Below are 12,660 nucleotides of genomic sequence, written 5' to 3'. Positions count from 1 at the left end.
TCATGCCGGCCTTGATCGCCACCGCCCCGGAGAGCCGTCTGGTCGGGCACCATCGTCCATGGCCGCGCGCGGTCGCCAATGCTGCGGGCTGGATTGCGGTAACCGAGACCCTTGCAGACAGGCAAAGGACATTGCTCGGGCTCTGGGGAGAAGCGGATGCCGTGCACATGGCGGTGTTCGACGAGGCCGACGGCACCGTCGGCGTCATCAGCCTGGAAGGGCTTGAAGGCTACTATCCTTCGGTGGCTCGCCGTCATCCTCCCGCTCTTCGGCTGGAGCGAGCGCTCCGGGACCTGACCGGTCTCGAACCGGAGGGCCTGCCCGACAGCCGGCCGTGGCTCGACCATGGCCGCTGGAACCTGCGCTTCCCGCTGGGTGAGAAGGCCATCGGGCTTGCGGAAGCTGCACCTTACGAATTCCTGCCGGCGGAAGGCGAAAGCCTGCACCGGATCCCGGTCGGTCCGGTGCATGCGGGCATCATCGAGCCGGGACATTTCCGCTTCACGGCCAATGGCGAGACGGTCGTCCGCCTCGAAGAGCGCCTCGGTTATGTCCATAAGGGCATCGAAGGCCTGATGGCGGGGGCCGATCTCGGCAGGGCACTCCAGCTTGCCGGCCGGACCTCCGGCGACAGCACTGTCGCCTATGCCTATGCCTTCTCGCGGGCGGCCGAGGCAGCGCTCGGGCTCGACATCCCGCCGCGCGCAGTCTGGCTCCGGGCGCTGATGGCGGAGTTGGAACGGCTCGCCAATCATCTCGGCGATATCGGCGCCATCTGCAACGACGCCGCCTTCCCGCTGATGCTTGCCCATTGCGGCGCGCTGCGTGAGCGTGTGCTGAGGGTTGCCGATGCCGCTTTCGGCCATCGCCTGATGCGCGACTGCATCGTGCCCGGCGGCGTCGCCGCCGATCTCGACGAGGCCGGTGCGGCGGGCCTGCGCACGCTGCTTGCCGAGATCCGCAGAAAGTTTCCGGCATTGGTGGATCTCTATGACAATACCGCGTCTTTGCAGGACCGGATGGTGGGCACAGGCATCCTCGTGCCGGATCTCGCCCGTCTTTACGGCGCCGGGGGCTATGTCGGGCGTGCGTCCGGGCGCGCCTTCGATGTCCGGCGCGCTTTGCCCTATCCGCCCTACGATGTTCTCCGCTTCGATGTGCCGGTACTCGACCAAGGAGACGTCAACGCGCGCATCTGGATCCGCATCCGTGAGGTCGAGCAGAGCCTCTCGCTCATCGAACAGATTCTCGACCAGTTGCCGCCCGGCCCCACACGGCATGACGTAGCCGACAACGGGGAGGTGCGCGAAGGCATGGCCGTCGTGGAAGGTTTTCGCGGCGACATCCTTGTCTGGCTCAGGCTTGCCGGCAACCGGGTGGATCGCTGCCATCTGCGCGATCCTTCGTGGTTCCAGTGGCCGTTGCTGGAAGCCGCCATCGAAGGGAACATCGTTGCCGATTTCCCGCTCTGCAACAAATCCTTCAACTGCTCCTATTCCGGCCACGATCTCTAACGGAGGCAGATAGCCATGCGCAGGCTCCTTTTCGAAAGTCTGATCCGGCCGCCGCTCACAGAAGCGGCCCCGCGACAATCCGATGCGGCGATAGAGGAGCTTGCCACGGCCGTCGACAGGTCGGCCCGTCGCCGGCTTGGCCGCAGCCTGTCGATCCGCGCCGTCGACGCAGGCTCCTGCAACGGCTGCGAATTGGAAATGCACGCGCTGAGCAACGTCTTCTACGACATCGAGCGTTTCGGCATCCGCTTCGTCGCCTCGCCGCGGCATGCCGACGTGCTGATGGTCACCGGTCCGGTGACGCGGAACATGGCCGAGGCGCTGGAACGGACCTACAACGCTACGCCCGGTCCCAAATGGGTCGTGGCGCTCGGCAGTTGCGCCCGCGACGGCGGCTGCTTCGCAGATAGCTATGCGGTCATCGGCGGGGTTTCGAAGGTCGTGCCGGTGGACCTTCATATTCCAGGCTGCCCGCCGCCCCCGACGGAGATCCTGAAGGGCCTGCTTGCATTGCTCGATCAGGCGGACAAGGGAGCCCGCGCTTCGTGAGGCTACTCCAATGGCTCGACGTCTTCAGACCACAGGGCGAATGACAGGTATCCGGAAGGGGCCGGTCGCGGCGCTGTCTTGCAGGTTCGCCGGCGTCCGGAACCTGCTGTGGCCTGAGCAGCCTCCACGTCTTCAGGTGCTATATTGGCCTGGAGTATCCGACATCTATCGGCCGATATTGCGCCACGTGCGGACGTCCTCGGACGTCACGCGAATATGGCCGGTCGGATCGAATTGTTTTCCGTCGAACTTGTCGCTCGCAATCCGGCTGAAGACTTCGATATGTTCCTGCAGCCTGAATTCGTCGGCGCGTGGGGGATCGGCGATGGCCTCAAGCGCATTGTGGGTAACCACGACGACCTGGTCGCCGATCCCTGTATCCATCAACAGGCGACCCTCCTGTCCGGAGGATGTCAAGAATCCTGACTTCAATTTCAGCGGCATGGTAACCTCCCTTTTGGGTTAAAAGGTGAAATTACGCGCATCAGCAGCGTCATCAGTGATCGAGATCAATCCGGGCACTATTTTCGAGTGCTCACGGGATCGGATGCGCGGCGACCGGTCACTACTTCGCTCGTGCTGATTTCCCTTCGGAGGCCGACCTGTTTTTAAACATCTTGGTCCGGTCTTCTTTCCTGGAACAAAGCCTCAGGTCGTGCGTTGCGGCTCCATGTCCGGCTGACGGCCGAATGGCACGATGGGTGCTTGTCGAATGGATGATGACCGCTTGACCGGCGTTGGCCGGCCAATTCGATCAGGACGAGACATCGGCCGGGACGGCATTTCGGGCAGCCATCGGCCGGCAATCCGGGGCACGGTCATCCTTCTTCTGTTTCCGCTTTTGGCGTCATGTTCCGGCGTCCAGTCGGCACTCGATCCGGCAGGCAGCGAGGCAAGCGCGGTCGCAACCCTCTTTTTCGTCATGCTGATCGGCGGCGCGGTGATCTGGGCGGGTGTCGTCGGGCTGCTGTTCCATGCCGCGCGCAAGCGTCGAACCTATTCGGAAAAAGGCGCGGGGCAGCTCATCCTCTGGGGCGGGGCTGTTTTGCCGTCGATCATCCTTGCGGCCCTCCTTTCCTATGCCGTCTGCCTGATGCCCAATGTCCGGCCCTGGTTCCTGGCAGAAGATCGCGGCCTGCGGCGCGTCGAGGTGACGGGCGAGCAGTTCTGGTGGCGGGTGCGTTATCTCGATGACGGTGGCGCGGTCGTTTTCGAAACGGCCAATGAAGTGCGCGTACCGACCGGAGAGCGCGTCGTCTTTCTGCTGAAATCGCCCGACGTTATCCATTCCTTCTGGATACCCGTGCTCGGCGGCAAGATGGACATGATACCCGGCCGTGAGAACCGCCTGACACTGGAGGCGGAAAAGCCCGGTACCTATCGGGGCGTCTGCGCAGAGTTCTGCGGCGCCAGTCACGCGCTGATGGCTTTCACCGTCCATGCGATGGAACCGGAGGCGTACGAGGACTGGTACAAGGCGAGGCAGGCATCCTCCGCCACCCGTGACGCACAGGGGTTGGAGCTGTTCCTCAGACATGGCTGTGGTGCCTGCCATGGCATTTCCGGCACGGAGGCACGGGGAGCGATAGGCCCCGACCTTACTGCCTTCGGCGAGCGTGGCTCGGTCGGAGCCGGAACCCTGGCCAACGAGAAGGATCAAATTGCACGATTTCTGCGCGATCCCGATGCCGTGAAGCCGGAGGCCCGCATGCCTCATTTCAGCATGCTGCCGGAGGCCGAGATCGATCGGATCGCCGCCTACCTGAAGGGGCTCAGATGACCATGGAGCTCGGCAATTTTTCGCCGGAGGAGAGGGCGGCGCAAGAGGAACGGCTCCGCAAAGTATGGGAGACGCCGAAGGGTATCCGCTACTGGACGTCTGTCAACAACAGCGAGATCGGGTTGTGGTATGGCGTCACCGCCTTTGCCTTCATGCTGTTTGCAGGCCTGCTCGGGCTCCTGATGCGCCTGCAACTGGCGGTGCCGCAGAACGACCTCATCTCCGCCGAACTCTTCAACCAGGCCTTCACGCTGCATGGGACGGTGATGATGTTCCTGTTCGCGGTGCCGATCTTCGAAGCCGTCGCGATCTTCCTGCTGCCCGTCGATGCTCGGCGCCCGCGAATTGCCGTTCCCGAGGCTGTCCGCCTTCGGCTTCTGGAGTTTTCTCATCGGCGGCGTCTTCGTCTGTGGCTCGATCTTCTTCAACGCCGCCCCGAACGCCGGCTGGTTCATGTATCCGCCGCTTGCGACCGACGACGAATATGCCGGCATCGGCGCGGATATCTGGCTGCTCGGCCCGTCCTTCATCGAAGTGGCGTCGATTGCCGCAGCCGTCGAGATCATCGTCGGCATCATGAAATGCCGGGCGCCCGGCATGCGTATCAACATCATGCCGATGTTCGCCTGGTATCTGCTGATCGTCGCGGGCATGATCCTTTTTGCCTTTCCGCCGTTGATCGCGGGCGACATTCTGTTCGAGATGGAGCGGATGTTCGACTGGCCGTTCTTCGACGCGAGGCGAGGCGGCGATCCGCTGCTTTGGCAGCACCTGTTCTGGATCTTCGGCCACCCGGAAGTCTACATCATCTTCCTGCCCGCAATCGCTTTGATGGCGATGATCGTGCCGACCTTCTCGCAGCGGCCGATCGTTGGTTATTCGTGGATCGTGCTGGCTGCCGTCGGCACGGGTTTCCTAAGTTTCGGGCTCTGGGTGCACCATATGTTCGCGACTGGCCTGCCGCAGATCTCGCTTGCCTTTTTCTCGGCGGCATCGGAGGCGGTGGCGATCCCGACCGGCGTGCAGATCTTCGTGTTCATCGCCACCATGCTCGCCGGCCGGGTGATCTTTTCGGTGCCGATGCTGTTCGGGGCAGGCGGGCTGATGATCTTCGTGATCGGCGGACTGACGGGTGTCATGGTGGCGCTCGTGCCGTTCGACTGGCAGGCGCATGACACGTATTTCGTCGTCGCGCACCTGCACTACGTGCTGATCGGCGGCATGCTGTTTCCGGTCGTCGCCGGCATCTATTATTATTTTCCGTTCGTGACGGGTAAGAAGCTCAGCGATGCCTGGGGCAGGGCCGCTTTCTGGCTGATGTTTGCCGGGTTCAACGTCGCCTTCTTCCCCATGCACTTCTCCGGCCTGCGCGGCATGCCGCGGCGAGTCTTCACCTATCCGGAAGATATCGGCTGGGACTGGTTCAACCTCATCTCGACCATCGGTGCCTTCGTCTTCGCCGCCGGTGTTGCGACCTTCGTCATCGACATTTTTCGCCCGAAGCAACAACCGGCAGGGCGCGATCTCAACCCTTGGAATTCCGGGACGCTCGAATGGACCAACGATCCATCGGAAAGCTGGGGCATGCGGTCGGTGCCGATCATCAACAGCCGTTATCCGCTCTGGGATCAGCCAAACCTGCAGGCGGATATCGAGGCCGGGCGCTTCTATCTGCCGGATGCGAAGTCCGGCAAGCGCGAGACGCTGGTGACCTCTGTCCTGGATGCGAAGCCGATCCAGTGCCTGCGGGTCGGCGGCGTCTCCTACGTGACGATCATCGCGGCGATCGCGCTCGGCGGCGTGTTCATCGCGCTGACCTTCAAATTGTGGATCACCACGATCGTCTTCGCGATCATCACCTTCATCGCCATCATTCACTGACTGTGGAAGGGGACTGCGCCAATCCCCGAAGCGCCGGAAATCGATGTCGGGCTTGGCCTTAAATTGCCGATCTATGTCTCCGGGCCGGCTTCCGTCGGCTGGTGGGCGATGTTCATCACCATGGTCGGCGACGGCACGGCGTTCGCGAGCCTGATTTTCGGTTATTTCTTCTACTGGACCATCCATGACAACTTCACCACGATCGCCAATGGGCCAGGCGTCCTGTGGCCGATGGCGGCGCTGGTGCTCTACGTCATCGCCTGGGCTCTGACGCTGCTGGCGCGCCAACTCAACGACAAGGGCCGGCCGGATGCGCGGTTGGCGCTCACCGCAGCCTTCGCCGTTTCGGTCGCCGCCTCGCTTGCGGGCCTTGCCGGTCCCTATCTACATGGCATGGATCCGACCGCGAATGTCTATCCGGCCATCGTCTGGATCGTCGCAATCTGGACGGTGACGCACGGCGTGGTCGGCGCGATCATGCAGGCCTATTGCCTCGCCCGCAGCGTCGCCGGCAGGATGACCGCGGAATATGACCAGGATATCCGCAACGTCGCACTCTACTGGCATTTCATGGCCTTCACCGCCGTCGTCACTTTCGCGGTCATCGGCCTTTTCCCGCTGGTGGCGTCATGAAAAGCATCATTCCGCGCGAAGTCGAAACGCTTTGGACCCTATTTACGGCGCCGACCGTCTGGGCGCTGCATTTCATCGCCTGTTACGTCACGGTTGCGGTGTTCTGCGCCAAGCGGCTGCCATCCTCGTTCACTTTCGACGGCGTGCGGATCGCGCTTGTCATCGTGACTGCGCTGGCGCTGGCGATGATCGTGCTGTCGGGGTATCTCGCCTGGCGGCAATGGGGTTTCGGAGCGGCCGATCCGCCGCATGACGAGCCGACCCGCGATGCCCGTACCCTGTTCCAAGGCTTTGCGACACTGCTGCTGTCTGGCCTCAGCTTCGTCGCCGTGGTTTTCGCGTCCATCCCGCTGATCTTCATCGCCGAGTGTCAGCCATGACAAAGGCGGCGCTCACAACCGGCTTCGTCCTGCTGCTGTTGTTATGGGGCATGTTTCTGCCCTTTGCCGACCGCAATTCCTTTTCCGTCCACATGATTGCGCATATGGGAGTGGTGGCGGGAGCCGCGCCGCTGGTTGCTGTCGGAATATCGGGGACGGAGCGGGACTTTACCGCCGGCCGAGCGTGGTTCACTCCGCTGCTTGCCTCTGTCATCGACCTTTTCGCGGTCTGGATTTGGCATATCCCGGCACTTCGAGCGTTTTCCGAAAGCTCGATTGCTTTCGCGGCACTCGAGCAGGCAATCTTTTTCGGGGCAGGGCTGGCGCTTTGGCTCGCTTGCCTCGGCAGCGGCCTGGCCGGAAGGGAGGAGCGGCGCCTTGCCGGCACGTTCGGGCTGTTTTTCACATCCATGCATATGACCCTGCTTGGCGCGCTGCTGGCACTTTCGCCGCGTCCGCTTTACGGAGAAGGAGATGTGACCTGCCTCGGCGTTACGCTCGGCGCGGCCGCGGATCAGCAGGTCGGCGGCGTTGTCATGCTGCTGGTCGGGGCTGCGGTCTATTTGGCCGGCGGCGTGGCGCTATTGGCCCGTACGCTGAACGCGCCGGTGCCGGATCGCTGAGTCGCGGCGGAGAAGTGGATATGCTCCGCTCCGGTTGGTTGGAAGAGCAGGTCCACAAGCCTGCGGTTGCGGGACAGCTCGCCTCCGGTCATTGGAGAATCCGATCTTACGGAGAACGTGTCGTTGTGGCGTGGAAAAGGCGGAGGAAAGAACGGTCGACCGTTGACATCGTCATTTGCATGACGCTGATCGATGCAATCTCTCCAGCCATCCGGCGCGGCGCTGACCTTCCTGCCCAAATTGGCGTTGCAAGTTTCAGGCTCTGGCTTATTTGATGGAACGTGAACAACGGATATCGGAGTATCAGTTGAATCAAACCCGGCCAGCGCTGCTTCTCGTTACTGCGTCGCTCATCCCGCTCATCATTCTCGCCGCAGTGATGGGCAGGTTCTTCATTCAGGAGCAGCAGAACGCGCTCGACGCCGACATTCGCAGCAAAGCGACGGCCATGGCCGCCACGCTTCAGCGCGAGCTTAAAAGCCAGATTCAGCTTCTGACCGTCGTTGCAGATTCGCCCCGTCTCGATCCGCCGATTCCCCGTTCCGCCTTCGCCGAGACCGCTCGACGCCTGCGGGAGCGAGTGCCTGAATGGGAGCAGATCCGGATATCGGACGAAAAGGGCGAGGTGGTGCTGTCGCTGCCGCCGCTGGAGGGTTCGGTTGAAAAACAGGTCGTCGACATCGAGAGCCACCAGGCCGTGGTTCGCACGGGCGGCGCTGTGATCGGCAATGTTTCGATCGGGCCCCGGGGGCAGGCGGCCTTTGCCGTAAGGGTTCCGATCCAGAGGAATGACAAGCTGCGAGCCATTCTGTCGGTCGTCATCCGTCCGACGATCGTGACAAACCTCCTCTACGCCAATGGGCTGCCGGAAAACTGGGCGGCCTGGATCGTCGACGGTCAGGATCGCCTTGTCGCTTCCACCGGCGCTCCTGCTCTCGCCGGCAACGCGGCAAGCGAGTTCGCAAGCTTTTCCGGAACGGATTTTGGTCTGGCAACGCTCAAAAACGGGCAGGAGTTGCGGGTCGCCGAAGTTGCGCTGGGGGAAACCCCATGGCGGGTGAGGGTAGGTCTGCCGGTTGCCGAATACGACAGGCTGGCACGCAAGGCGACATTGCTGCTCGCCGCAGCCAGCTGCTTTACGCTGCTGCTCTCAGGTTCGGCTGCATTTCTCTTTCACAGGGAGATTAGGGCCAGGAACCGCGAACGCGAAAGCATGGCAAACTGGCAGCGAATGGATGCGCTTGGAAAGCTGACGGGCCAGGCAGCGCATGATTTCAACAACCTGCTCATGGTGTTTCAGTCGGGCGTCGAGGGCATCAGGAGGAGGCGGAACGATGAGCAGCGGGTGACGCAGCTCCTTTCGCACATGAGTGACGGAGTGACGAGGGGAAAGACGATCACCCAACGACTGCTGTCTTTCTCCAGGCGCTCCAACCAAGGTGCCGGACATGTGGAGCTGGACATCAAGCTTGCCGAATTGAGACCGCTGCTGCGACAAGCCGTCGACGACACGATTGTCATGGACATCAACGTTCCGGATGACATCTGGCCCGTTCACGTGGATCCCGCGGGCCTCGAGATCGCGCTGATCAATTTCCTGACCAATGCGCGCGAGGCGATGGGCAGCGGTGGTCAGGTAACGATTTCGGCAAGGAACGTCCTCGATGGCGCTGTGGAAGATCCGACCCTCCAAGGGCAATTTGTTGCCTTGACGATCGCAGACACCGGAACAGGCGTCGCATCCGAGCATCTGGGGCGGGTGTTCGAGCCGTTTTTCTCCACGAAGAAGAACGGCGGCCCAGGTCTCGGCCTGACCCAGGTTCATAGCTTTGCGAAGGGGAGCGGCGGTGCCGTCAAGGTGTCGAGCGTGGTTGGCCACGGCAGTGCCTTCACGTTGCTGCTTCCTCGCTCAAACGAACAGCGCATTCCACGCGAACCCGCAAAGCCAGGGGTAGATCTTCCTGGCCAGCTGTTGATAGTGGACGACACGCCGTCTTCGCTGGAATCGGTGCGCCTGGCTTTGGAAGGACTGGTTTCCACGATTTTCGTGGCGACAAGCGGCAGCGAGGCAATCGAGGTTCTCGAACGTCACCCGGAGATCGAGGCCGTGATCAGCGACATCATGATGCCGGGCATGTCCGGCATCGAGCTTGCCGAAGAAATACGTCGGAAGAACTCGCGCCTGCCAGTTGTTCTGATGACCGGCTACAGCGACAAGCTTGAGGCCGGCACGGAGGTCGGGTGCCCGGTTGTGGCCAAGCCGTTCAAGATCGAAGACCTGACTGCTTCACTGGAGGCGGCCCAGATTTCGACAGAGAAATCAACAAACGTCGTGCGCCTGGAGATCCCGGCGAAAAGCTGATCGGCTCGAGAGCGCTTCAAATTACCCGACCAGGCTAAGCGGTTTGTGGACCTGCAGCGGTTCGGGAACCTCCAGAAGCCCCGTCAGATAGCGTCCATAGGCGCTCTTCCCATATTGCCTGGCGAGGCATTCGAGCTGAACGGCGTCGATAAAGTTCAGGCGGTAGGCAATCTCCTCGGGGCAGGAAATCTTGACGCCCTGCCGGCGTTCCAGCGTCGACACGAATTCCGACGCTTCCAACAGGCTGTCCGGTGTTCCTGTGTCGAGCCAGGCATACCCGCGTCCCATCATCTCGACATGGAGCGTGCCGCGATCGAGATAGGCCCGATTGACGTCGGTGATCTCCAGCTCGCCTCGGGCGGAAGGTCTCAGGTTGGCAGCAATGTCGACGACGTCCTTGTCATAGAAATAGAGGCCGGTAACGGCCCAGTTCGAACGAGGGCGTTCCGGCTTTTCTTCAATCGAAGCCGCTTTCATCTGCTTGTCGAACTCGACCACGCCGTAACGCTGCGGATCGTTGACATGGTAGGCAAAAACCGTGGCGCCGCTTTCCCGCGCCATGGCGCTTTTGAAGAGGTCGGTAATGCCATGGCCGAAAAAGATGTTGTCGCCGAGGACGAGGCAGGACGAGCTGGAGCCAATGAAGTCCGCCCCGATGATATAGGCCTGCGCAAGGCCGTCAGGAGAGGGCTGTTCCGCATAGGACAACGAGAGACCCCATTTGGAACCGTCGCCGAGCAGCAGCTGGAAATTCGGGAGATCCTTGGGCGTCGATATGATCAGGATGTCGCGGATCCCCGCCAGCATCAGCGTCGACAGGGGATAATAGATCATCGGCTTGTCATAGATCGGCATCAACTGTTTGGACAGCACCTGGGTCATCGGGTGTAGCCGCGTACCGCTGCCTCCGGCGAGAATAATCCCCTTCATCATTTCATCTCCCGAACTTTCTGTTTTCAAGATCGGCCGGCTCCAGCAGGCGCCTGACGACATATCCCGTCGAACCCCGCCAATCGGGCATGACGATGCCGTGGCGCCTGTAGAGTCTTGAACAGTCCAGTTGCGAATTGGCGGGTCGCCGGGCGGGTGTCGGGTAGGCGCTGGTGGGGATGCGGACGACCCTTGCGGAAGGCCCGCCATTTGCCGCCGAAATTTTGAAAATCTCGTCTGCGAAGTCTGCCCAGCTCGCCGCGCCCGTTCCGGCCATATGAAAGATGCCGCGCAGTGCACGGTCGTTTGAAGCCAGCAGATTTTGCCCGACGGCGATGATGGCATCGGCAATATCGATCGCCGAAGTCGGGTTTCCGATCTGATCCTCGACGACCTGCACCTCTTCCCTTGCCTCGGCGACCCTCAGCATGGTGCGCAAGAAATTCCGGCTGAACGGGCTGTAGACCCAGGCGGTGCGGAGGATGGCATGGTTTTCGGTTGCGGCCGCCACGTTCCGCTCGCCTACCAATTTGTCGCGGCCATAGACGCCAAGCGGTGCGACCGGATCGGATTCGACATAGGGGGAGGACTTGCTGCCGTCGAAGACATAGTCTGTGGACAGGTGGACGATCGGCACTTGGAGTGCTGCCGCTACGCGCGCCAGTTCCGCAGGACCTGTTGCGTTGACGGTGAAGGCCACTTCCCTGTCGATTTCGGCCTGATCCACCCCGGTGAAGGCGGCTGCGGAGACGATCAGGTCGGGACGCGCGGCTTCGACGGCTGCAGCGATCGTCTCCGGCATCGCCAGATCGAGTTCAGGGCGGCCGAGCGCAATGATCTCGACATCGGTTCGCTTCTTCGTGTTTTCGAGGAGAGACTGAACGACCTGTCCCTTGAGCCCGGTGACCACGTATCGCTTGGGATTGCCCATCATCCAGCCCCGGCCTTGAGAAGCCCGAGGCGACTGCCGTCATATCCCTGGCGAAGCGGCGCCCACCACCATTCATTGTCGAGATACCAGCGCACCGTCTTTTCGATCCCGGTCTCGAAACTCTCCTGCGCCTTCCAGCCCAGTTCCGTTTCCAGTTTGCTCGCGTCGATCGCGTAACGTGCATCATGCCCCGGCCTGTCGGTCACGAACCGGACCAGATTTTCATGGCGGCCTCCGCCCGGCCGCAAATCGTCGAGGATCGCGCAGATGTGCTTTACTACGTCGATATTGCTGCGCTCATTGCGGCCTCCGACGTTGTAGGTTTCGCCGACCCTGCCGCGCTCGGCGATGAGATCCAGCGCCCGGGCATGATCCTCGACGTAAAGCCAGTCGCGAATATTCGCGCCGCTCCCATAGACTGGCAGAGATTTGCCTTCGAGCGCATTGAGGATCGTCAGCGGGATCAGCTTTTCCGGAAAGTGGAAGGGGCCGTAATTGTTCGAGCAGTTGGAGACGATGACCGGCATCTCGTAGGTGCGTGCCCATGCCTTGGCGAGATGGTCCGATGCGGCCTTCGATGCAGAATAGGGTGAACTCGGATCGTAGGGTGTGGTTTCCGAGAACAGCCCATCTCGCCCCAGCGAGCCGTAGACCTCATCCGTCGAAACGTGCAGGAAGCGGAAAACCTCCTTTTTCCGATGCTCAAGCGATGCCCAGTACTCCCGGGCACATTCGAGCATGGTGAAGGAGCCGAGAATATTGGTTTCGACGAATTGACGTGCGCCGAGGATGGAACGGTCGACATGGCTTTCGGCGGCCAGATGCATCACGCGGTCTGGCCCGAATGTCGAAATCGCGGAACTCACCGCCGCAGCATCGCATATGTCTATCTTGAAGAACCGATAAGACGGCTTGCCTTCAACCGACCTCAGCGATGTCAGCGTGCCGGCATAGGTCAATTTATCGATGTTCAGGACCTCGTACCCCTTTTCGAGCACGAGGTAGCGGATGACCGCCGATCCAATGAACCCCGCCCCACCGGTCACAAGCACGCGCATGCCTTGGATTACCCCCAAA

The 12,660-nt window shown here is 61.7% G+C and carries 10 protein-coding genes and 1 pseudogene; 7 read left to right on the top strand and 4 right to left on the bottom strand.

From position 1 onward, the window contains the following. Nucleotides 1-2 precede the first annotated feature (2 nt). Complete coding sequence (locus ACZ9IU_RS14235; protein WP_051899756.1) at nt 3-1,514, top strand: hydrogenase large subunit; 1,512 nt, start codon at nt 3-5, stop codon at nt 1,512-1,514. A 15-nt stretch (nt 1,515-1,529) separates the two neighbouring features. Continuing rightward, on the top strand, nt 1,530-2,063 hold the full coding sequence (locus ACZ9IU_RS14230; RefSeq protein WP_038543972.1) for an NADH-quinone oxidoreductase subunit B family protein: 534 nt from the start codon (nt 1,530-1,532) through the stop codon (nt 2,061-2,063). 165 nt (nt 2,064-2,228) lie between these two features. Here the strand turns inward: ACZ9IU_RS14230 and ACZ9IU_RS14225 are convergent, their stop codons facing one another. Then, nucleotides 2,229-2,447: a hypothetical protein gene (locus ACZ9IU_RS14225; RefSeq protein ID WP_309493821.1), complete on the bottom strand. Its 219-nt coding sequence runs from the start codon at nt 2,445-2,447 to the stop codon at nt 2,229-2,231. 328 nt (nt 2,448-2,775) lie between these two features. Here ACZ9IU_RS14225 and coxB point away from each other — a divergent pair, with 328 nt between their 5' ends. The 5 genes and pseudogenes from coxB to ACZ9IU_RS14200 all read left to right on the top strand — a co-directional run bounded on the left by coxB (nt 2,776) and on the right by ACZ9IU_RS14200 (nt 9,722). Continuing rightward, complete coding sequence (coxB, locus tag ACZ9IU_RS14220; protein ID WP_080719178.1) at nt 2,776-3,843, top strand: cytochrome c oxidase subunit II; 1,068 nt, start codon at nt 2,776-2,778, stop codon at nt 3,841-3,843. Continuing rightward, a pseudogene (gene ctaD / locus ACZ9IU_RS14215) lies at nt 3,840-6,357 on the top strand (cytochrome c oxidase subunit I). The gene coxB and the pseudogene ctaD overlap by 4 nt, the downstream one beginning before the upstream one ends. After that, a complete protein-coding gene (locus ACZ9IU_RS14210) occupies nt 6,354-6,737 on the top strand; it encodes a hypothetical protein (RefSeq protein WP_038543969.1) in 384 nt (127 codons plus the stop codon). The pseudogene ctaD and the gene ACZ9IU_RS14210 overlap by 4 nt, the downstream one beginning before the upstream one ends. Further along, nucleotides 6,734-7,360: a cytochrome c oxidase assembly protein gene (locus ACZ9IU_RS14205; protein WP_038543967.1), complete on the top strand. Its 627-nt coding sequence runs from the start codon at nt 6,734-6,736 to the stop codon at nt 7,358-7,360. Before ACZ9IU_RS14210 ends, ACZ9IU_RS14205 begins: the two co-directional genes overlap by 4 nt. A gap of 274 nt (nt 7,361-7,634) precedes the next feature. Continuing rightward, nucleotides 7,635-9,722: a response regulator gene (locus ACZ9IU_RS14200; protein ID WP_244447418.1), complete on the top strand. Its 2,088-nt coding sequence runs from the start codon at nt 7,635-7,637 to the stop codon at nt 9,720-9,722. Between the two features lie 21 nt (nt 9,723-9,743). Here ACZ9IU_RS14200 and rfbA read toward each other — a convergent pair whose 3' ends face one another. From rfbA to rfbB, 3 genes are read right to left on the bottom strand one after another with little or no spacing between them, the layout of a single operon-like run. Then, entirely contained in the window at nt 9,744-10,652 is a 909-nt protein-coding gene (gene rfbA, locus ACZ9IU_RS14195; RefSeq protein ID WP_051900130.1) for a glucose-1-phosphate thymidylyltransferase RfbA, read from the bottom strand. Between the two features lie 4 nt (nt 10,653-10,656). Next, nucleotides 10,657-11,586 (bottom strand): dTDP-4-dehydrorhamnose reductase, encoded by a 930-nt coding sequence (gene rfbD, locus ACZ9IU_RS14190; protein ID WP_038543963.1) that lies wholly within the window; start codon nt 11,584-11,586, stop codon nt 10,657-10,659. Continuing rightward, on the bottom strand, nt 11,583-12,641 hold the full coding sequence (rfbB, locus tag ACZ9IU_RS14185) for a dTDP-glucose 4,6-dehydratase (RefSeq protein WP_038543961.1): 1,059 nt from the start codon (nt 12,639-12,641) through the stop codon (nt 11,583-11,585). The genes rfbD and rfbB overlap by 4 nt, the downstream gene beginning before the upstream one ends. Nucleotides 12,642-12,660: the final 19 nt, after the last annotated feature.

This window comes from Mesorhizobium sp. USDA 4132 (assembly GCF_056279545.1).
This window is presented reverse-complemented; position numbering and strand designations above follow the sequence as displayed.